The 19,304-nt window shown below is 37.7% G+C and carries 21 protein-coding genes; 15 read left to right on the top strand and 6 right to left on the bottom strand.

The window, feature by feature from the left end; translation table 11 throughout:
- The first annotated feature begins 17 nt into the window (after nucleotides 1-17).
- The 3 genes from ACNHOZ_RS09380 to ACNHOZ_RS09370 all read left to right on the top strand — a co-directional run bounded on the left by ACNHOZ_RS09380 (nucleotide 18) and on the right by ACNHOZ_RS09370 (nucleotide 2,549).
- On the top strand, nucleotides 18-875 hold the full coding sequence (locus ACNHOZ_RS09380; protein WP_033580624.1) for a prephenate dehydrogenase: 858 nt from the start codon (nucleotides 18-20) through the stop codon (nucleotides 873-875).
- A 15-nt stretch (nucleotides 876-890) separates the two neighbouring features.
- Nucleotides 891-2,162, top strand: coding sequence for a 3-phosphoshikimate 1-carboxyvinyltransferase (aroA, locus tag ACNHOZ_RS09375; RefSeq protein ID WP_048019003.1), 1,272 nt, complete (start codon nucleotides 891-893; stop codon nucleotides 2,160-2,162).
- Between the two features lie 141 nt (nucleotides 2,163-2,303).
- Entirely contained in the window at nucleotides 2,304-2,549 is a 246-nt protein-coding gene (locus ACNHOZ_RS09370) for a hypothetical protein (protein WP_013057694.1), read from the top strand.
- A 42-nt stretch (nucleotides 2,550-2,591) separates the two neighbouring features.
- On the opposite strand, the gene ACNHOZ_RS09365 is transcribed toward ACNHOZ_RS09370, so the two are convergent.
- Nucleotides 2,592-4,136 (bottom strand): FAD-dependent oxidoreductase, encoded by a 1,545-nt coding sequence (locus ACNHOZ_RS09365; protein WP_080754504.1) that lies wholly within the window; start codon nucleotides 4,134-4,136, stop codon nucleotides 2,592-2,594.
- 127 nt (nucleotides 4,137-4,263) lie between these two features.
- Between ACNHOZ_RS09365 and ACNHOZ_RS09360 the strand changes: the two genes are divergently transcribed.
- The 5 genes from ACNHOZ_RS09360 (at nucleotide 4,264) to ACNHOZ_RS09340 (ending at nucleotide 8,258) form a co-directional block, all read left to right on the top strand.
- Nucleotides 4,264-4,422 (top strand): hypothetical protein, encoded by a 159-nt coding sequence (locus ACNHOZ_RS09360; RefSeq protein ID WP_155404450.1) that lies wholly within the window; start codon nucleotides 4,264-4,266, stop codon nucleotides 4,420-4,422.
- A 367-nt stretch (nucleotides 4,423-4,789) separates the two neighbouring features.
- Nucleotides 4,790-5,761 (top strand): extracellular catalytic domain type 1 short-chain-length polyhydroxyalkanoate depolymerase, encoded by a 972-nt coding sequence (locus ACNHOZ_RS09355; protein WP_033580627.1) that lies wholly within the window; start codon nucleotides 4,790-4,792, stop codon nucleotides 5,759-5,761.
- Between the two features lie 339 nt (nucleotides 5,762-6,100).
- Entirely contained in the window at nucleotides 6,101-6,520 is a 420-nt protein-coding gene (locus tag ACNHOZ_RS09350) for a CBS domain-containing protein (protein WP_033580628.1), read from the top strand.
- A gap of 262 nt (nucleotides 6,521-6,782) precedes the next feature.
- The gene (locus ACNHOZ_RS09345) at nucleotides 6,783-7,247 is read left to right on the top strand and encodes a hypothetical protein (protein WP_048019004.1); all 465 of its coding nucleotides are present in this window, start codon (nucleotides 6,783-6,785) and stop codon (nucleotides 7,245-7,247) included.
- A gap of 57 nt (nucleotides 7,248-7,304) precedes the next feature.
- Complete coding sequence (locus ACNHOZ_RS09340) at nucleotides 7,305-8,258, top strand: sporulation protein (RefSeq protein WP_048019005.1); 954 nt, start codon at nucleotides 7,305-7,307, stop codon at nucleotides 8,256-8,258.
- A gap of 29 nt (nucleotides 8,259-8,287) precedes the next feature.
- On the opposite strand, the gene ACNHOZ_RS09335 is transcribed toward ACNHOZ_RS09340, so the two are convergent.
- Nucleotides 8,288-9,613: a hemolysin family protein gene (locus tag ACNHOZ_RS09335; RefSeq protein WP_048019006.1), complete on the bottom strand. Its 1,326-nt coding sequence runs from the start codon at nucleotides 9,611-9,613 to the stop codon at nucleotides 8,288-8,290.
- 668 nt (nucleotides 9,614-10,281) lie between these two features.
- Complete coding sequence (locus ACNHOZ_RS09330) at nucleotides 10,282-10,914, bottom strand: spore coat protein (protein ID WP_028412794.1); 633 nt, start codon at nucleotides 10,912-10,914, stop codon at nucleotides 10,282-10,284.
- 208 nt (nucleotides 10,915-11,122) lie between these two features.
- On the opposite strand from ACNHOZ_RS09330, the gene ACNHOZ_RS09325 reads away from it, so the two are divergent.
- Nucleotides 11,123-11,674, top strand: coding sequence for a hypothetical protein (locus tag ACNHOZ_RS09325; protein WP_033579460.1), 552 nt, complete (start codon nucleotides 11,123-11,125; stop codon nucleotides 11,672-11,674).
- 23 nt (nucleotides 11,675-11,697) lie between these two features.
- Here ACNHOZ_RS09325 and ACNHOZ_RS09320 read toward each other — a convergent pair whose 3' ends face one another.
- Nucleotides 11,698-12,150, bottom strand: coding sequence for a Dps family protein (locus ACNHOZ_RS09320; protein ID WP_028412796.1), 453 nt, complete (start codon nucleotides 12,148-12,150; stop codon nucleotides 11,698-11,700).
- A 192-nt stretch (nucleotides 12,151-12,342) separates the two neighbouring features.
- Here ACNHOZ_RS09320 and ACNHOZ_RS09315 point away from each other — a divergent pair, with 192 nt between their 5' ends.
- From ACNHOZ_RS09315 to ACNHOZ_RS09305, 3 genes are all read left to right on the top strand, one after another.
- Entirely contained in the window at nucleotides 12,343-12,624 is a 282-nt protein-coding gene (locus ACNHOZ_RS09315; RefSeq protein WP_013057684.1) for a hypothetical protein, read from the top strand.
- A 93-nt stretch (nucleotides 12,625-12,717) separates the two neighbouring features.
- Complete coding sequence (locus ACNHOZ_RS09310; RefSeq protein WP_013057683.1) at nucleotides 12,718-12,891, top strand: hypothetical protein; 174 nt, start codon at nucleotides 12,718-12,720, stop codon at nucleotides 12,889-12,891.
- 556 nt (nucleotides 12,892-13,447) lie between these two features.
- Nucleotides 13,448-14,149, top strand: coding sequence for a poly-gamma-glutamate hydrolase family protein (locus ACNHOZ_RS09305; protein ID WP_048019007.1), 702 nt, complete (start codon nucleotides 13,448-13,450; stop codon nucleotides 14,147-14,149).
- A 51-nt stretch (nucleotides 14,150-14,200) separates the two neighbouring features.
- Here the strand turns inward: ACNHOZ_RS09305 and ACNHOZ_RS09300 are convergent, their stop codons facing one another.
- Nucleotides 14,201-14,470 carry a CPCC family cysteine-rich protein gene (locus ACNHOZ_RS09300; protein WP_033579458.1) on the bottom strand — a complete coding sequence of 90 codons (270 nt, stop codon included), beginning with the start codon at nucleotides 14,468-14,470 and terminating at the stop codon, nucleotides 14,201-14,203.
- Nucleotides 14,471-14,757: 287 nt separating this feature from the next.
- Here ACNHOZ_RS09300 and ACNHOZ_RS09295 point away from each other — a divergent pair, with 287 nt between their 5' ends.
- The 3 genes from ACNHOZ_RS09295 (at nucleotide 14,758) to ACNHOZ_RS09285 (ending at nucleotide 18,525) form a co-directional block, all read left to right on the top strand.
- Nucleotides 14,758-15,318: a copper resistance CopC family protein gene (locus tag ACNHOZ_RS09295; RefSeq protein WP_048019008.1), complete on the top strand. Its 561-nt coding sequence runs from the start codon at nucleotides 14,758-14,760 to the stop codon at nucleotides 15,316-15,318.
- 4 nt (nucleotides 15,319-15,322) lie between these two features.
- Nucleotides 15,323-16,384, top strand: coding sequence for a copper resistance D family protein (locus tag ACNHOZ_RS09290; RefSeq protein ID WP_230683477.1), 1,062 nt, complete (start codon nucleotides 15,323-15,325; stop codon nucleotides 16,382-16,384).
- 413 nt (nucleotides 16,385-16,797) lie between these two features.
- Nucleotides 16,798-18,525 carry an ABC transporter ATP-binding protein gene (locus tag ACNHOZ_RS09285; RefSeq protein ID WP_034270099.1) on the top strand — a complete coding sequence of 576 codons (1,728 nt, stop codon included), beginning with the start codon at nucleotides 16,798-16,800 and terminating at the stop codon, nucleotides 18,523-18,525.
- 42 nt (nucleotides 18,526-18,567) lie between these two features.
- Here ACNHOZ_RS09285 and ACNHOZ_RS09280 read toward each other — a convergent pair whose 3' ends face one another.
- Nucleotides 18,568-19,233, bottom strand: a complete 666-nt coding sequence (locus ACNHOZ_RS09280; RefSeq protein ID WP_028412803.1) for a type 1 glutamine amidotransferase domain-containing protein — start codon at nucleotides 19,231-19,233, stop codon at nucleotides 18,568-18,570.
- Nucleotides 19,234-19,304: the final 71 nt, after the last annotated feature.

Below are 19,304 nucleotides of genomic sequence, written 5' to 3'. Positions count from 1 at the left end.
ATAGAGGAGAATGAAAGGTGAAAACACGTGTATTACTTATTGGCGTTGGCCTTATTGGAGGATCATTAGCGCTAGCTATGAAGAAGCATCGTCACGTAACAGTCGTTGGAGCTGATATCAACACAAATGAAGTACAAGTAGCCAACCAGCTAGGTATCATTGATTATGTAGCTGAAGATATAAAAACAGAAGCAGCCCAAGCAGATTATATCGTGCTTGCTACTCCAGTAGAGTATACGACAGCATGGATACACGACCTTTCTACTTGGAAGCTTAAAGAAACGGTTATCGTAACGGATGTCGGAAGTACAAAAGGTGAAATTATGAAAGCAGCCCAAGCGCTGAATAAAAAACGTATTTCATTTATTGGTGGGCATCCGATGGCTGGTTCTCATACGAGCGGTGCAGTCAATGCACGAGCGGATTTATTTTGTTCGGCGCGCTATATTTTAACGCCGTTTGAAAATGAGCAAAAAGAAAAAATAGATGCGCTTATGCATTTGCTAGAGCCTACAGGTGCACAATTTGTACCGCTTGATGCAGCTACTCATGACCAAATCACCGGAGTTGTCAGTCATTTACCACATGTGATTGCAACCAGTCTAGTAAGACAAGTCAAAGGCTATTCAGCAAATAATCATCTTGTTACAGAAATGGCGGCAGGCGGTTTTCGAGATATTACGAGAATTGCTTCAAGCAACCCTCATATGTGGAGAGACATATTAAAGCAAAACCGTTCTATGCTTTTAACATTGCTCGATGACTGGATGAAAGAAATGGAACAAGTAAAACTATTAGTAGAAAAAGGTGACGGACACGAGTTATTTGATTACTTTTCTGATGCTAAAGAATTTCGTGATTCGCTTCACGCATAAAAGGAGAGACAGATTGTGACAGTAAAAGCTTTACGAGGAACGATTCAAATTCCAGGAGATAAATCCATTTCTCACCGTTCCGTCATGTTTGGTTCAATTGCAGAAGGAACAACAACAATTAACGGATTTTTGCCGGGAGATGATTGCCTTAGCACCATTTCCTGCTTTCAAAAACTAGGTGTAGATATTCAAATGATTGATGAACAAAGCGTCGTGGTAAAAGGAAAAGGTATACAAGCGCTAAAAGAGCCATCTGATATTTTAGATGTCGGAAATTCGGGCACCACGATTCGCCTCATGATGGGGATTTTAGCAAATACACCCTTTCATTCAACGTTAATTGGAGACGAATCTATTGCCAAACGCCCTATGAAGCGTGTGACTGGTCCGCTTCGTGATATGAATATTCATTTAGACGGCCGAAAAGACGCTAATTTTACACCGCTTGTTATTCGAGGTGGGAAAGCAAAAGGTATACACTATACATCTCCTGTTGCAAGCGCACAAGTAAAATCAGCTATTTTACTTGCTGGACTGCAGGCGGAAGGAACAACTTCTGTAACGGAACCGGCGAAATCGCGTGATCATACAGAACGTATGCTAGAGGCGTTTGGAGTTAAAGTGAAAGAAGAAGGATTAACCGTTTCAATTGAAGGCGGTCAAACGTTAAGAGGAACGCATGTAGAAGTGCCTGGTGATATTTCGTCAGCTGCATTCTTTTTAGTAGCGGGGGCTATTATTGCAAACAGTCGCATTGAAATTCAAAAAGTTGGGATGAATCCGACTCGAACGGGTATTTTAGAGGTGCTTTCAAATATGGGGGCTTCGATCGAGACAGTCAAAGAAACAAAAGAAACGGCGGAACCCTATGCAGATTTAGTTGTAGAAGCTTCTCACTTAAAAGGTACGGAAGTAGGCGGAGACTTAATTCCGCGTCTAATTGACGAAATCCCAATTATTGCACTAGCTGCCACACAGGCAGAAGGGATTACCGTTATTAAAGATGCTGCAGAGTTAAAAGTCAAAGAAACAAACCGTATTGATACGGTAGTGAATGAGTTAACCAAAATGGGAGCTAACATTGAAGCAACGGAAGATGGAATGATTATTCACGGAGGTACAAAACTTCATGGAGCAAATGTAAACAGCCACGGAGATCACCGTATCGGTATGATGCTTGCTGTTGCCTCTTGTATTGCAGAAGGAGAAACAATTATTGAAAATCGTGAGGCGGTATCCGTTTCGTACCCGCAGTTTTTTGCTCACTTAGAGTCTTTACAGCAGTAAATTCCCTTATTATGTTAAAATAGCAGTTTGAAAGTTGTAAGGAATTTATAAAATTAAAACCAATGACTCTATATTTCGCCGGAGAAATCCGATATAATCATTACAACACCTCTAGTATTAAATAGAATTTGGTGAATGATTATGTTTTTGATGATTGTCTACATCGGGGCCATTTTATTTTTTATAAAAATGTTTATGGATCGAGATTTTATTTGGTTTTTGTTTCTATTGCCATTTTTGATGTTTGTTATGTTTTTTGAAACAGACTATCTTGATCATGTCCCTGAATCTGGAAGGTTAATTATCTTTACGTTTTCTTTTTTAGTCATTTATGCAATGGTTTTAGTGTATAATCGATACTTTAGAAAAGAAGGATGTAAAGAGTAAATTCAAATGTGAATCCATTGATAATGATAAAAAAAGCATGCCCTACGGCGTGCTTTTTTTATCGCTTGAATTGACATCCACTGGTGTAAGCGGCTTTTTAGCAGGGCCTTCTACCACAGATCCGTCGTAAGAAAAACGAGAACCGTGACAAGGACAGTCCCACGTGCGGTCACCGGCGTTCCAATTTACTTCACATCCTAAGTGCGTGCATGTAGTATCGACGCAGTGAAGCTTCCCTTGAGGATCTTTATACGCCCCCGTACGTTTGCTGTTTACATATACGACCGACCCTTCATCATTTTGAAGCTGATCGAGTCCTTTTTCAGGCATTGAAAACTTACCGGTAATAAAGTGTTCAGCCACATCAAGATTTTGACGAAAGAAATGCTTAAGGCTAGGGTCCGCATAAAAACGAGACGGATTATACAACTCTGCATATGGGTTGTCTTTCCCGGTTATTGCATCCCGGATAATATGTGCTGCAATGGTGCTATGAGTCATGCCCCATTTTTTAAACCCGGTAGCAATAAAGATATTTGGCTTGCTTTCTTTAAGGGGCCCGATATATGGAATTTTATCAAGCGTAAATAAATCTTGTGCAGACCATTTATAACGAAAATGTTGGACAGTAAAATTTTCTTCGGCGAACCTCTGAAGGGACTCATAGTGAAACATAGTATTAATTCCTTGTCCAGCTTTGTGGCCTTCTCCGCCAATTAAGATGAGTTCTTCTCCGTCAACTTTTGTTGAACGCAGCGAATGAGTAGGCTGATCAGCACTTAAATACATGCCTCCAGGGTAAGCTTGTTCAACTTTTGCTGCTAACACATACGAACGTTTGGCATACATACGCGTATAGTAAAAGCCCGCTCCATCATAAAATGGAAAGTGTGAACACGCCACTACATATTTGCAAGAAATGCGATGTCCGTCTCTTGTGACAACGGTGGGCGACGTGCTTTCTTCTACATCCGTTGCTACGGTGTTTTCAAAAATCAATCCGCCGCTTTCTGTGAATTTTTTTACTAAATGAAGCAGATATTTTAACGGATGAAACTGAGCTTGATCTTTCATAATAGCTGCTGCTCTAATATCAAAACTAAAAGGAATCTCTGTTGCAAATTCACATGGAATATGTAATCGCTGATAGGCTCGAAATTCTTTACGAACTCGATGGTCAAACTCCAGCGTTTCTCCGTATAAGTAAGCATCTTGTACTGAAAAATCACAGTCAATGTTTTCCGTTTGAATTAAGTTTTTCATAAACTGCAGAGCTTGTTCGTTTGCTTTATAATACAGCAGCGTTTTTTCTTCGCCAATGTGTGAAAGCAGTTCATCGTAGATAACGTCATGCTGAGCTGTAATCTTTGCTGTTGTGTGACCGGTTGTACCATTTAAAATATTATCAGCTTCAATTAACGCCACGTTCAGTCCTTCTTTTTGTAATAAATAAGCCGTTGTAATACCGCTAATACCGCCTCCTACTACTACAACATCAACTTTTCGATTTTCTGAAAGAGATGGGTATGTTGGAAACTTTAAATGATCGCGCCAGTAGGGCTCAGTATCCTTTGGGATATTTGCCAATTTATTCACCTCCATATGATAAGTCTTATTTTTACCATAGTTTTCTAAAAAATGTATGCAAAATAAAGGAATCTACTCTAATAGCACCTCTTGGCTATACCTATTTAAAGAAAAGGAGGGGAAAAGAGTGATTACAATCAGCCTTTGTATGAATGTTGCGAACAAAGAAGAGGTTAACCCAAAACATTTGCTATTCAAGATGCTTCTTTTTCAACGTGGCTTCCACACCAGGACCTTGCCATTTGCTCCTATAGAATTGGTGAATAAAAAGCAGAGCATGAAATGATAAAAGGCTACAGATTTAAACATGCAGAGCAATAAATTCATATAAATGATAGGGAGCATCATATAATAAAAGTATAGATGCTTAATTCGGCAAAAGGTATGTAAACATCAAGGTCCAAATAAAAGGGCAAACGGCATGTTTGTCCTTTTTTCATGATTATAGTGACAATTTTCATATATAGTAATAAAGTATATATATAGCAAAAAAATCCTAATTTTAAAGAATATAAAAAACGGCTTAAAACCAAAACAAGTTGTACTCTTAGAGTATGTAGAACGTGCAAAAAAACGAAATAATATGTAGTATTGTAATACAGGACGTAATTGGGAAGAAAAATGAAAACGTTGACAAAAAGAGGAGGGGTACCATGTTGGGTTCACTACCTAATGTTATAAATACGTCAACGCTCGTGTCTTCAAGTGAACAACAAGAAGCGTCATCTGAATCATTTAAAACATATACTCATAAAGGAAAAAAATTCAAGGTTTATTTACCTAAATCCTATCATATTTTGAAATCTTACCCACTAATGGTTATGCTGCATGGATGTACACAAAATGCAGATGATTTTGCGATAGGCACGCAAATGAATGAGCTCGCCGACGAAAAGGAATTTATTGTCGTATATCCACAGCAGTCTTCTAACTCAAATATGAATAAATGCTGGAACTGGTTTGAACCGCTTCATCAAATTAGAGGATTTGGCGAGCCAGCGATTATTGCAGGGATTGTAAAAAAAGTCCAAAACATGCACTTTATTCAGAAAAATAAAGTGTTTGTTGCCGGTCTGTCAGCAGGAGGAGCCATGAGCATCGTCATGGGGGTAACGTATCCAGAACTGTTTGCTGGCATAGGTGTGTCAGCAGGTATCGAATATCAGGCGGCTCTTAACGTATTTAATGCGTATTCCGTCATGGCCAGTAAAGGTCCTTCCCCCGTTAAACAAGGAAGAATTGCTTATCAGCAAATGGGAAAACGGGCAAAGCCACTGCCGCTCATTGTATTTCATGGTAACGCCGATTCGACGGTAAATGTAGCCAATGCAGATCAAGTGGTTCACCAGTGGATTACAACGAATAATCTTGCTTATAACGGAAAAATAGATGGATGGATTCAGAATAGCCCTGTTAAAACGAGAGAGGAAAAAATCCTCTTTGGACGGGATTATACAACGTATCGCTACGAAAGCAGTAAGGGAGAATTGGCTATTGATAAATATATTATCAATGGAATGGGGCATGCATGGTCAGGAGGGAATTCAGCGGGCAGCTATACGGATCCTAAAGGCCCCAATGCTAGCCGAATCATGTGGGACTTTTTCATGAGTCAAAAAGTATAAACAGAGCATATAATGAGGTTCAGTTGCGTTCTTATCGCAGAGAAGAAGAGCTGAAAGTAGCTCTTCCGGCCCTTATTAGTATAAAGCAGCAGCTGCAGGAGCAATCATTTTAACTAGACGGTTTTTTCTAAAAATTAGGATTTGATTATTTAGAAAACGGGTACTGTAATAAAGAAATATGAAGCCGAAATTACATAGCTTAGGATTGACAGCTTATAGTTGTAAATGTAAGATAACTGCGAGCTGCATTTTGTATGATTAAAACATTAAAATAAGCCGAAAACTGAACAAATAAATAGAAATTGTAAGATGAGCGGGTAAGGAAAAGGAGATTAAAAAATGAATATTGCATTTTTCTTAGTACCAAAAAGTGATGTTGTAACATTAAATATTCACTCCACATTAAGACAGGCTCTTGAAAAAATGGAGTATCATCGCTATTCTACAGTTCCACTGGTTGACGATGATGGTAAATATGTGGGCGTTCTTACTGAAGGAGATCTTCTTTGGAAGTTAAAAAGCCTAGGAGACTATCGCTTTCAAGATACGGAAAATATTAAATTAACAGAGATTGACCGCTATCAAGATTATAACCCAGTTGCTATATATGATGAAGTTCAAAACATCCTTTCAAAGGCAATTGACCAAAATTTTGTGCCTGTAACGGATGATCAAGGCGTATTCATTGGAATTGTGAGAAGAAGAGAAATTCTAGAGTTTTATGCAGAAAGCGCAAGTAAAGTGAAAAATCAAATATAAAAAAGGCCATCTTTAGATGGCTTTTTTCTTGTCTTAGCTGCCAAGCATATACTCCTAAAAACAGGCTTAGGTCATGGCCCACAGCAATGCACTTCCTTGTACTAGTTTACATAATCTATTTATATATAGGTATAAAATTGCCTATATAAATCTTATTTATAGATAAGGATGGTTTATGTGAATTACAACAACAAAAAGAACTGTTGCTGGTGTTCTAATCAGTATTATTACAAAACTTCTGGTTATGATCCAAGAAGTAGCCATGAAGGAAAATGCTGTCATAACGATTATAAGCATAACGATCATTGTCCTAAACATGATGATGATCATCGTTCAGGTCATAAAAAATGTCACCATGGTGGAGGTCACGACGGCAACCATGGCGGTTGTCATGGCGGAGGCCACGGTGGCAACCATGGCGGAGGTCACGACGGTAACCACGGCGGTTGTCATGGCGGAGGCCACGGTGGCAACCATGGCGGAGGTCACGACGGTAACCACGGCGGTTGTCATGGCGGAGGCCACGGTGGCAACCATGGCGGTAACCACGATGGAGGGCATCACGATGGTAACCACAGTGGCTGTCATCACGGCGGACATCACGGCGGTTGTAGAAAACGTCATTGCTGCAAAAGACGTAACTGCTGTTGGGGCTGGGTTTTTTAATACAGGAGCTTCAAAGCAACAGAAAGAACTCAAGAAATTGAGTTCTTTTTTTGTAAGTTGAAACTTATAAACGGTATAATTCGTATATATAGTAAGAGCATTTTGGAGGAGGAAAAAAATGTTTAAAAAAATGTTTGCTAAAATTGGAGTTGGAGCTGCCAAAGTGGATTTACGACTAAATGAAACGGCCTATACGCTCGGTCAAGTAATTGAAGGAGCTATTGTCATCCAAGGTGGAAACGTTCAGCAACATATTAATTTAATTGATGTTGAATTTTGGCTTGAAGTTCAAATGAAAAGCGGTCAAATGCATACACATCGTGTGGAAAGCCTGCGCGCAGCTTCTTCATTTACAATTAATGAAGGTGAGAAAAAGGAAATTCCGTTTACATATCATTTACCTTTGGATCTTCCAATCTCTGCGAGCAACGTTAGCTATTTTTTTAAGACACACTTAGATATTGAAGGGGGAGTTGACTCAACAGACCGGGATCCTGTGCGCATCAAAGCACCAAAAAGCTTATATCAGCTAGTAGAGGGCTTTGAAGCACTTGGGTTTAGAGAAAAACACCATTCAGGAAAATTTAACGGATACAAACAAGAATTTGCATTTTTTCCTACAGACTTCTTAAAGGGATATGTAAATGAGGTTGAGTTTGAGTTAGCCATTGAACGAGAAGGTATACGAGTGTTATTGGAGCTAGATTTACCTTCTTTCGGCCGGGAGAGGGAAATAAAAAACGAACTCTTTTTTACAAATGATGAACTAAGCCATCCATCCACTATCGCTCGTTTGCTGGAAGAAGCGATGGAAGAGATGATGGAAAATCCTCGAGACTATGAATATTATAAGCCTTCTCACTATGATCAGCATTCACATCATCCACGTATGAGCGGGTTAGGAGGAGCAATGGGAGGCTTTGCAGCCGGTATGTTAGGCGGGCTGCTCATTGAGAATTTGATCGATGATATGTTTGAAGACTCGGCGCTTGGTGAAATTGGAGAAGATATTGAAGAAGCCAGGGAGGATCTGTTGGATGGAGACTTTTTTGATGGAGGAGACGATTGGTAAAAGGGATTTTGAATAACTAAAAAGGATGATTAATGATGATCATCCTTTTTTTCTTTATCTTTCCTTTTTTTTACTTCTATATACTTAATGTGAAAATCTTCTATAATCAAAACTTTAAAGTAAAATTGCTCATGCTGAATGATATCATTTTTGGTCACATCAAACTTTTCGGTTAACACCCACCCGGCAATGGTATCTACTTCTTCGTCGCTAATATCCGTACCAAGTAGATCATTTACTTGGCTAATGAGCATTTTTCCGTCAAGAATATAGTGATCGTCTTTAATTTTTTGTACATAAGGAATTTCGTCCGTGTCAAACTCATCTCGAATTTCTCCCACAATTTCTTCAATAATGTCTTCTACTGTCACAAGCCCCGCGGTTCCACCATACTCATCAAAAAGAATAGCCATTTGAATGCGTTCTTTTTGCATCTTTACGAGCAAGTCATGAATAGGTACGGTTTCAATTACTTTAAAAATAGGCTTGACATATGATTCTAACGTATTAGTTCCGTCTTTTTCGTTAAATACAATGTCGTTATAAATTTCTTTAATATTAACGAGACCAATTATCTTATCTTTATCTCCATCTTCAACAATTGGATAGCGGGTATATTTTTCGACATTTGCAATTTGCAAAAAAACCTCTACCACGTCATCTTTAGAAGCACTTACAATTTCCGTTCGTGGGACCATTACTTCTTTAGCTAAACGGTCATCAAAATCAAAAATTTTGCTCATATATCGATATTCGGACTGATTAATTTCACCGCCTTCAAAGCTTTCAGATAACAAAATGCGAAGTTCTTCTTCACTATGAGCAGCTTCATTTTCCGAAATCATCGTTATACCAAACATCTTGGTCAACATACGAGCTGAGCCGTTTAATATTTTAATGAACGGATACATAAGTTTGTAAAACACGATAATCGGTTTTGCAAAGTTCAGCGTAATTTGTTCAGCCATTTGAATAGCAAACGTTTTAGGAGCTAATTCTCCTAAGACAACATGTAAAAAGGTAATAACAACAAATGCAATGACAAAGGATAAAATACCAGCAAGCGGCTCATTCGTATGGAAGGTAGTAAAAAGAGGATGCAGCAACCGATCTAGCGTCGGTTCACCGAGCCAACCAAGCCCGAGAGCCGTGATAGTGATACCAAGCTGACAAGCGGATAGATATTCATCTAGATGCGTAATAACGTGCTTGGCAGATACAGCTTTTTTGTTTCCTTCTTCTAGAAGCTGGTTGATTTTTGAACTCCTTACTTTTACAATAGCGAATTCTGTCGCTACAAAAAAAGCAGTTAATGCAATCAAAACTGCGACTAATAGTAATTTTACGGCGATCATCAAAGTCACCACCTTGTACGTAAATGTATATCTTAAGTGTTAGCCAAAGTGGAGAAAACATGTATTAAATCGGGAAAAGAAAAACGCACATAAAAAAACTGCTTCTATCTTTAAAAAGAAAAAGAAGCAGTTTATTATGTTACATGTTCATTTAGGGGAATTAATCTTAACTTTACCATCATGGTCTATCACATATCGGTTCTACAGTTCAACTGATTTTTAGCAAACGTATTGCGAGCGTGTTATGACACCTCCTTTAACTGTAATCCGAGTATATATGATGCATCTCTCACTCCTTTCTATTAGTTAACTGTATTATAATACATAATTAATCAAAATACTACAAATATTCAGAAAATAATTCAAAATGCATAGTTTTTTGTCATTTTCTGAAATATATACGCAAAAGAGATTGAAACACAACCATATCAATCGAATCTAAAGGGGAACAAATTGGATAAATGGTCGAGTATGGATCGCTTGTTCCACCGCTGTTGATTTTCGTGCATGACTTCACTTCCCGCAGGAGTCTTCGCCTTTCCCTCCAATCAACAGCTAGAATCAACTCTAAACATAACCTATATTCACCATACTAATGAAAAGATCCGAACGATGAATCGTTCGGATCTTCCTTTAATTAAAATACGTTTGCCCCAGCCTCTTTGTAATTAATGCAGTTTATGGTTATTAGGCATCTGAGGAGAGGCAGTAGCTTTTGCGAAACTTGTGATCATTTGCTGCATATCTTCTTTTGCAAGCTGCGGCACTTGATAATAATGATGTTTGTTTTGATAAAGAGAAATTTCATAAGCCATTTCAATCCAATTAGGAACACTGTCTCCGAATATTCGGCGAACAACAGGATTAGTTATTTCTAAAGCTGTCATAGTTAAAAGAGATGCTTGAGACTTGACTAGACCCAGCATATGACCTGAAATTCCTTTTTCATTAATTTCCTCAACGGACTGATTCGGCTTTTTAGGCTGCGAAGGCTTTAAGCCATAAACAAAGGTATGAGACTGTTTCATGTTATATACATGTGTAGAACCGGCCGGCTTTTGGCCAGTAGAAAAAGCTTCTACGATTAAATTATATTCATTTAAAATAAACTGATATTGCCGATCAATAATATCAAGCAGCTCTTGTTCTTTTACATATTGCCTAAACATCATAAACTGATCCATTACATTGATCGAGCCGGCAAGTGTTTCATGAACGTCAAATAGCTCATGCCCTCCATGGTTCAATTGAGGGGGGACAGCTCCAGTTTGCATGTTTGTAGGAAGTTCGTGATTATTCATACTAAGTCCTCCTTAAAATCGGTATCGACTATAGTCTTTAAACTTCTTCAAGTTTTATACTCAAACTTGATTTATTCATAAAATGTTGCTCTACATAACTTAATTTACCTCTAGTTAGTTAATTAAAGGGTAAAAGTGAAAGGGTTTTATAAAAAAAAAGCGAATATCAATAACAATTCACGATCTATAGATAGGGGAATCAAAAAACATGAATGAGCTGCTGTCATACTCAAGTGAATTAAAACATGAAGCAAATCAACTGGTGGTATCCAACCGTTTGTTTAATTTGTTAAGAGAATACGGTTGCCCGCTCTCAGGGGAGAGTTTTGAGTTAAATGTCATGACAAATCGCATCATTAATTTTTACGTAGGAAATGATGAAATGGATGAAGAATCTATTTTTCACATGGGGTATCAGCTTACAAAGCGTTTTCAACCTTATAAGATGATATTTGCTAATGAAAAAGGTAAGTATCAGTGGAGTGTGTATATGATTCAGAAGGGTGAAGAGTGGAAGCTTGATATTTCCGTGCTTCCAGAAAATATCGTGAAGGGCAAAGTTGAGAAACAAGTATTATTAAAATCACTTCTCACTGAAAAGAAGCGGGAATGTATTTTATTTTTCAAGCAGCAAAGCGGATATAATCGCTACTATACGAGTGATCATGTCTATAAGGCTGTGCTAGAAGATGACATTTACGATGATATGTCTTTTTTTATGTGGCTGCAAAAACAAAAAAAAGGAAATCAACAAACGTAAAAAAAGAGCCGATTGGGCTCTTTTTATGCATGTACGGATGTTTTTACAGGTAAAGCAGCTTTTAGCATCCAAATATGTTTTTCAATGTTGCCAATTGTTCCAATGAATAAGTCAGCTGTTACGTGATCATGTGCTGCTTCAGCTTTTTCAACTGCATTTTTTAGGTTTTTAACAAGTAGCGTATAGTCATTAATTAAGGTTTCTACCATTTCTTCACTCGTTTGCTCATTCCCATCTTCAGAAAGAGTAGCTGCTTGTAAAAATTGCTTCATCGTAGCAATTGGGCTTCCTCCAATGGCTAGTAATCGTTCTGCATATTCATCTATATAGTCCGCCGTCTCATTATAGAATTCTTCAAATTTTTCATGAAGCGTAAAAAATTGAGGCCCTTTTACATACCAGTGAAAGCGATGTAGCTTTGTATATAATACGTTAAAATCGGCAATTTGTTGGTTCAATACGTTTTCTAAATTCATAGTTAATAGCCTCCTAATAAGTTGCTGTTATCTTATGTTTATATTATATCAAATATCAAATTAAAATCAATACTTATTTATAATTATTATTAAATAATAATTATAATGCTTTTAAATTGCAGTTATTCTCTTTAAAAACTCTAAAGATATGATAGGATAGAGCAAGAGTATTGAAAGGAAGAAGGGGTAGTCATGCATATTACACCAGAAGCAAAACAATTAATTAACAATATACTTGAAGAGCAGGAGATAACAGGAATTCGCTTATATTTCAAAGGAATTAGCTGTGAAATCCCTAACATTGGGTTAGCTTTTGAAGAGCCTTTTGAAAATGATGAAATGTATGAAGTCGACGGAGTACAAGTAGCAATGGAAGCTTCTATTGTGCCTTATACAAATGAATTAATGTTAGATGTCCATACAACGCCGTACGGCCCAGGTTTAGCATTAGTTGGAGCTAAAGAAGCTGAGTAAAAAATTTATGTAAGAGAAGCTAACAGGTTTGTTGTTTGTTTTGGTAAACCTTGGTTTACTTAATTCAAACGTTAGTGAAATGGAGGGGGACCTATGCTTCTTTCTCATCATGTAACGGTTGAACAAAGACAGCAAATCAAACGCTTTAAACAGCAAATACAAGACGCAAAAACGCTAGATGAGCGCCGTTTGTATCAAGCCCAGCTAAATAAATTTGTTGAGCGCCTATTTATTGAGAATCGCTTGCAGCGCAGCGGCGAACAATAAAAAACACCTAGAAAAGAAGCCTTCAAAGAAGGTTTCTTTTTTTTTAGTAGATTATTATACTTTTACACCTTGTAATTATTCATTTTCTTATATATCGCCCTTTATCTATTTGAAATTCGGTTTTCTGTATGAATATAGCACTAAAAACGTGTAAGTGACTGTTAAATGAAAGCGCTCTCTGATATAGTGAATGTATAGAATTGTACTTGTTCACCTACAATGTTCATAAGGAGTGGTTTGTATGATTGAAAGAGGAAACTTCTTAATTGGTTTAGCGTGGGGAACATCTTTGAGCATACCTTTATGGATCGCCTTCTTTGGCTGGATAAAATTAGTTTGGCGCTTGCTTTAAATAAATAAAAACAAAAAAAGTAAAAAAAACTTCAGTGAATATGCGCTGAAGTTTTTTTAAATAGTATAAATAGGTATTAAGAACTATTTAACAAATTACAATTTGTAACGATAAGTAAATAAGACTACTATAAATATTATTTTTGGATTTTTTAGGTTTCTAATGTTTTAGGTCTTATTACACAATAGGAAGAAGGAGTACAAATTGAAAAGCTATCGTTTAGTAAGTTTCTCTACCTTATTTATCTGTCTATTCGTTTTATTCATTTCACCTTTTCAAGACACATCTAGTGCATCAACTGATAAATATCAAAGTTTCAAGCAGCTCTCACAGCACGAGTCTTCAGCTAGCTATAAAGTGACGACTAAAGAAGCGAAAAGCCCTGTCCTTATCTTTGCTCCACACGGTGGAGGAATTGAAGGCGGGACAAGCGAAATTGCCAAAGAGCTTAGCAAACAAAATGCTCTTTACCTATTCGAATCGTTAAAATCGAAAGGCTCGCGAGATCTGCACCTCACAAGCACTCATTTTGATGAGCCCACAGCGCGTAAGATGGTAAGCATGTATGATAATGTTTTATCTCTTCACGGGTATTCTGGGAATGAAAAACATATTTTTGTGGGGGGAACTGATCGGGAACGTGCAAAAAAATTAACGCAATTATTAAATCAAAATGGATTTCCCGCGGAACTGATTACAAAAGGGCACGATGAGATTGCAGGCATTAACCCTAAAAATATTGCAAATAAAAATCGTACCGGCAAAAGTATTCAATTAGAGATTAGCCAACCGCTGCGAAGTGCTATGTTTCATTCATTCACTTCACAAGGAAGAGCTTCGTCTAAAACTCAAACTTTTTATAAGTTTACAAATGTGCTTTCTACGTTTGTTTCCACTTCTTACTGATTTAAAAAAAGAATGCTTTCACAAGCATTCTTTTTTTATAAACTAGTTTTCCTATTCGTGACTTATAATAGGTTTCCAGTTAAAATCTTTTACATCTTGAACAGAAGGCTTTCTCACGTGCTGTAAGCTTTCCTTATTACATGCTCCATAAACTATAAAATTTTGCTGAGCTTCTATTAAAGAAATAGAGTTGGCTCCTAGTTCATTGGCATTCAGCTTTTGATACGGATCGTCTTCCCAAAAACATATCTCACAAATATCATAGTCACCATCACTGTCTAACGATTGATAACCGCAGCAAGGGCACGTATACTTTTTCATTGTTCCTATCCTTTCTGTATGGGATTTTAAGCTAGAAAAAAGTCAGCCATCTTATTTAACTATTTTACTATATTCAAAGGTGACCTGAAAGAATATTCAAAAAATTATAGAAGCATATTTCCTAGGATTTGTGAACATTTTATAACGAATTGGTGATAGTTCTTGTGAGATTGAGTGAAAAAGGAGTACACTTACTAGGAAAATAGATCGTGTTCGGAAACGTCTACATAAAAACATTTTTGGATATGATGAATGAAAAAAGAAAAAAGAGATAGGGAGTCATAAATATGAAAAAAATAATAGGTTTACTTTTAGCATGCTTTTTAGCTGTCCCGACAGTTAGTTTTGCTCATACACATGTGCAAACAACAGTACCGGAAAATGGTGCAACTGTTACAGCTCCTCTAAAAGAAATTAAATTAACCTTTGAAACACCCATCGAGAAAATCAGTACTGTGACCATTACAAAAGATGGACAAAAAATTTCACTTGCATCGCAAAAAGTAGAGGGGCATGATTTAATAGCTTCTGTTGATCAGCCTCTTGAAAACGGATCTTACGCAGTAAACTGGGAAATTGTAGGGGAAGATGGTCATGTAATGAAAGATTCGATTGCTTTTAAAGTAGATGTGAAAGATGAAGCGAAAGAAGAGAATACTCAAGCAGCCGGAAAAGATAGTGAAAAAAAGCAAGGCGCCACGCAATCCGAACAGCACCAAAAAAGTGCAGCAGCAAATGATGAGAAAACAGAGAACAATGATTCTTCATCGTTTTTTGTTATCATGATTATTGCTATTGTAGTGGTGGTTGGCGCATTACTCTTAATCTTCAGAAAGAAAAAGGCTTAAAAAGATGAGTGTTTTGTTGCCTGTTTTTGAGTGGTTCACATACGTAGCTCTTTCCTTATTATTAGGATTTGCCGTACTGCAATATGTGCCCCTTACAAAAAAGCCAACAATTTTATTATCAAAGCGATGGCTACTTGCAAGTGCAGCGGCTGTCGCTCTTTTTTCGGTTGGAAATTCGCTTGAGATTATTTTATCTTTTTCAAAAATAAGAGGGTTAGGTGAAACAGTTCGTCTTGTATTATTGGAAACAAGAACGGGACACGCCTGGATCTTTGTTGTACTGATTGCTATTTTATGTATGGTTGCTGTTTCAATAGAGAGCCACCCCCATATGTATACATTACTGACTGTAGCCTTAGTGGGAGGAATCGCCTACGCAAGTCACGCAGCATCCGCTTCTGTGCTTAGCGGCATGTTGTCTCATTCCCTTCATATTTTAGCAGTTGGACTGTGGGGAGGAGTGGTTCTGATTGTTGCCGTTTTTTCAAAAGAAACCTCCAATTGGAAAAGTTTCTTAAGCTGGTTTACTCCTTTTGCGATCGCTTGTTTTGTGCTTCTTTCATTAAGTGGGTTCATTTCGATGGTTATTATCATGGGGCTGTCCAACTATGTAAATTCATGGGCTACAGATTACGGGCAATCTCTTTTGTTAAAGCATATTACGATTATTCCGCTGCTTGCATTTGCCGTCATCAATGGCTTTCTTATGAAAAAAGCGATAAAACATCCAGAATATAAGCCCGTGATGTGGATTCGAGCAGAAAGCATTATTTTGCTTATCATTTTTTTATTTACAGCTATCATGGTAACGCAATCGCCGCCAACTAATATAAGTCATATGGCAATGGATTCATCGATTCTTCCTTTTATCTATGGGAAACAAGTGACGCTGCCTCTAACGTTTCACGTAACGATTGTAGGAATCCTATTCTTATTTGTTGCACTGCTGTTTTTTGTGTATTTACTTGTTTGTTTTTACAAAAAGACAGTATGGCTCAGCGTATTAAGTGCGGGTTTGTTTGTGTTTGCTTTTTATATTGCGATGATGACAAGTATTCAAGTCTAAAAACAGTGAGAAATATCTCACTGTTTTTTTATTAGCCATTAAAAGTAGTGTTATCTCTCGGGCCATTTCTCGGAGAAGGGGGCATCGGCATTTGGGAACTAGAACCGGAGCCGGATGTAGAGCCGCTTGGAGGCGATATATTTCCTGCGTTTCCAAAAATAACGATCCCGCCAGAAATTGTGCCAATAGAAATAGATTTAATATAAACAAACATCCTTATTCAACCTCTCATCTAGTAAAAGAATTCAGTGTACCACAGTATATGACCAGCTTGTCATTTTTGTATAGACGAGTTTAAAAAATAGGTAAAAGCTTAGAAGTTCAGGTTGAGAAAGGAAATGGTGTAAAATAAGATAGAACTTTGAAGGTAAAGTGTTGATATCACCTATTAAAAGAAGTAGAAAGGAACTAAGATGAATACGCAAAAAGGAATTCATTTTTCATTTAAAAAATTATGGTTGCTAACGAACCCTCCGACAGGAAAGCTACTCATTTCGTTCATACTGGCCTTAATTAATACCGGAGCGTCGCTTTCTATTCCTCTTGTCATTAAAGAAGTGATGGAGAAAATTGCAGTAGGCGTCTCACCGCAGCTTATAGCAGGACTCCTTGGTTTATTTGCTGCTCAAATGGCAACAAGCGCAGTATCTCTTTATCTCCTTGCTCAAGTAGGCCAAGGTGTTGTAAAAGAACTCAGACATAAAGTGTGGAACAAGCTCATAAAGCTTCCGGTTTCATTTTACGACCAAAATCGTTCCGGTGAAATGGTAAGCCGCATTACAAATGATACAACCATTGTGATGAACTTATTGTCAACAGAAATGATTGACTTTGTTAAAAATATTTTATCTATTATCGTTGCCATTGTTATTTTATTTACGCTTGATGTACCCATGACGCTCATTTTATTAGCGGTTATTCCCGTTATGTTTGTACTGGTTATGCCGCTAGCGAGAAAAATACATAAAATTTCACGTGAGCAGCAGGATAAAATGTCCAAGCTTACAGCTTTTTTAGCTCAAATGCTGAGTGAAATCCGCTTGATTAAAGTATCCGGTTCAGAGAAAAAAGAAGTTGATTCAGGCTTACAATCGTTTCAGTCACTCTACCTCTTCGGTGTAAAGAGAGCTAAAATTGAAGCTATCATTACACCGATTATTAGCACGGTGATGACCGCTGTTATGATTGCCATCGTCGGGTTTGGTGCATACCGGGTGAGTGAGGGATTTATCACTGCAGGAGAGCTGGTGGCTTTTGTTCTTTACCTTTTTCAAATTATGGTTCCGGTTGGTTCACTTACCCGATTTGTTACGAGCTTTCAGCAAACTAAAGGAGCTTCAGAAAGAATCTTTGATATATTAGCTGAGAAAGAAGAGAACTATGAAAATGGAGAAGTGCTTGAACAGGTAGGGAGTTTAAGGTTCGATAAAGTTGCTTTTCAATATGAAGATAAACCCGTATTGCAGGAAGTTTCATTTTCTGCTAAAAAAGGAGAAGTTACCGCTTTTGTTGGACCTAGCGGAGCTGGAAAATCTACTGTTTTTTCTCTTATCGAACGCTTTTATGAGCCTTCATCGGGTCACATATTCTTGGATGGAACAGACAGTCAAAACGTCAACTTACGTTCGTGGCGTCACCTATTTAGCTATGTTCAGCAAGATTCTCCGATTTTAGCAGGAACAATTCGAGAAAATCTCATTTACGGATTAGAGCGGCATGTGACGGATGAAGAAATAGAAGAAGCAGCAAAGTTAGCGAATGCTCATCATTTCATTCAGTCCTTTGAAGCTCAATATGAAACAATGATTGGAGAAAGAGGTATTAATCTCTCAGGAGGACAGCGACAGCGTATTGCAATTGCCCGAGCGCTGTTACGAAATCCTCAGTTTTTATTACTGGACGAAGCGACAGCTAGCTTGGACTCCGAGTCAGAAAAGCTTGTGCAAGAGTCATTGGAGACAGTAATGAAAGAACGCACATCACTCGTCATTGCCCATCGTCTATCTACGGTCATTAATGCGGACCAAATTGTTGTAATAGAAGAAGGGCAAGTTACAGGAAGCGGAACGCATAAAGAGCTGTTAGCCTCTCATTCTTTTTACCGGCGTTTAGTAGAGCAGCAGTTTCAAACATCCCTATAGAACAAACAAAAAAAGACTGCTTTCGAGCAGTCTTTTTTTAGTTTATTTATTTAGCTTTTTAACTAATTCATCACCCATTAACTCAGAAGAAAAAGGATCTCGACTTGTGACAATTTGATCATTTGCCCAAACAGCATATGCTTTTTTATCCATCTCAGGGATGTAATTAGCCACTTCACGAAGTTCTTGTTCTAAACTGTATGGTAAAAAGGGAAGTACTTCTTCCGGTTCAATTTCATCAGGATAACCGGTTACGTCTAGTCCTTTAATTAACAGTTCATCATCGGATCCTTTCAAGAAAGCAAACACAGAAGGTCCGTGACACTCAGCTGCTAAAATACCTCCGTTGTCGTACACTTTGTTCATAAGTGCATGCAAGTCCACATTTTTTGCTAAGTCAAACATAGCGCCGTGGCCGCCTACTACTAAGATAACGTCATAGTTCTCAGCATCTACTTCTTCAAGTTTCATTGTCTGATCCGCTCTTCCTGACTCATATAATTTCTTATACGTTCCGTCTGGATCAAAGTCTTCTGAAATACTTCGAACGTCTAGTTCCGGCTTACCTCCAAAAGGTGAGGCTAAGTCAACGGTGTGTCCTGCGTTCTCAAGCTTTTGCAGCGGAGCAAATAATTCTTCTGCCCACCAACCTGTGTGATAATCTTTCTCTTCGTATCCGCTTGATAATACAGCTAACACTCTTGCCATGTTTATACCTCCTAAATGATGTAAAACGTATAGTGATACATATCATGTATTCATTGTGAACTGTACCCTAT

It is taken from the genome of Priestia sp. D51 (assembly GCF_053345675.1).
This window is presented reverse-complemented; position numbering and strand designations above follow the sequence as displayed.

What these genes read in the sequence shown, in the direction of transcription:
- ACNHOZ_RS09315 (WP_013057684.1), top strand. Translation starts at nt 12,343, where the DNA reads ATGCATATTACACCAGAAGCAAAACAATTAATTAACAATATACTTGAA.
- ACNHOZ_RS09345 (WP_048019004.1), top strand. Translation starts at nt 6,783, where the DNA reads ATGAAGGAAAATGCTGTCATAACGATTATAAGCATAACGATCATTGTC.
- ACNHOZ_RS09280 (WP_028412803.1), bottom strand. Translation starts at nt 19,233, where the DNA reads ATGGCAAGAGTGTTAGCTGTATTATCAAGCGGATACGAAGAGAAAGAT.
- ACNHOZ_RS09335 (WP_048019006.1), bottom strand. Translation starts at nt 9,613, where the DNA reads ATGATCGCCGTAAAATTACTATTAGTCGCAGTTTTGATTGCATTAACT.
- ACNHOZ_RS09320 (WP_028412796.1), bottom strand. Translation starts at nt 12,150, where the DNA reads ATGAATTTAGAAAACGTATTGAACCAACAAATTGCCGATTTTAACGTA.
- ACNHOZ_RS09330 (WP_028412794.1), bottom strand. Translation starts at nt 10,914, where the DNA reads ATGAATAATCACGAACTTCCTACAAACATGCAAACTGGAGCTGTCCCC.
- ACNHOZ_RS09340 (WP_048019005.1), top strand. Translation starts at nt 7,305, where the DNA reads ATGTTTAAAAAAATGTTTGCTAAAATTGGAGTTGGAGCTGCCAAAGTG.
- ACNHOZ_RS09370 (WP_013057694.1), top strand. Translation starts at nt 2,304, where the DNA reads ATGTTTTTGATGATTGTCTACATCGGGGCCATTTTATTTTTTATAAAA.
- ACNHOZ_RS09295 (WP_048019008.1), top strand. Translation starts at nt 14,758, where the DNA reads ATGAAAAAAATAATAGGTTTACTTTTAGCATGCTTTTTAGCTGTCCCG.
- ACNHOZ_RS09285 (WP_034270099.1), top strand. Translation starts at nt 16,798, where the DNA reads ATGAATACGCAAAAAGGAATTCATTTTTCATTTAAAAAATTATGGTTG.
- ACNHOZ_RS09350 (WP_033580628.1), top strand. Translation starts at nt 6,101, where the DNA reads ATGAATATTGCATTTTTCTTAGTACCAAAAAGTGATGTTGTAACATTA.
- ACNHOZ_RS09290 (WP_230683477.1), top strand. Translation starts at nt 15,323, where the DNA reads ATGAGTGTTTTGTTGCCTGTTTTTGAGTGGTTCACATACGTAGCTCTT.
- ACNHOZ_RS09325 (WP_033579460.1), top strand. Translation starts at nt 11,123, where the DNA reads ATGAATGAGCTGCTGTCATACTCAAGTGAATTAAAACATGAAGCAAAT.
- ACNHOZ_RS09300 (WP_033579458.1), bottom strand. Translation starts at nt 14,470, where the DNA reads ATGAAAAAGTATACGTGCCCTTGCTGCGGTTATCAATCGTTAGACAGT.
- ACNHOZ_RS09310 (WP_013057683.1), top strand. Translation starts at nt 12,718, where the DNA reads ATGCTTCTTTCTCATCATGTAACGGTTGAACAAAGACAGCAAATCAAA.
- ACNHOZ_RS09355 (WP_033580627.1), top strand. Translation starts at nt 4,790, where the DNA reads ATGTTGGGTTCACTACCTAATGTTATAAATACGTCAACGCTCGTGTCT.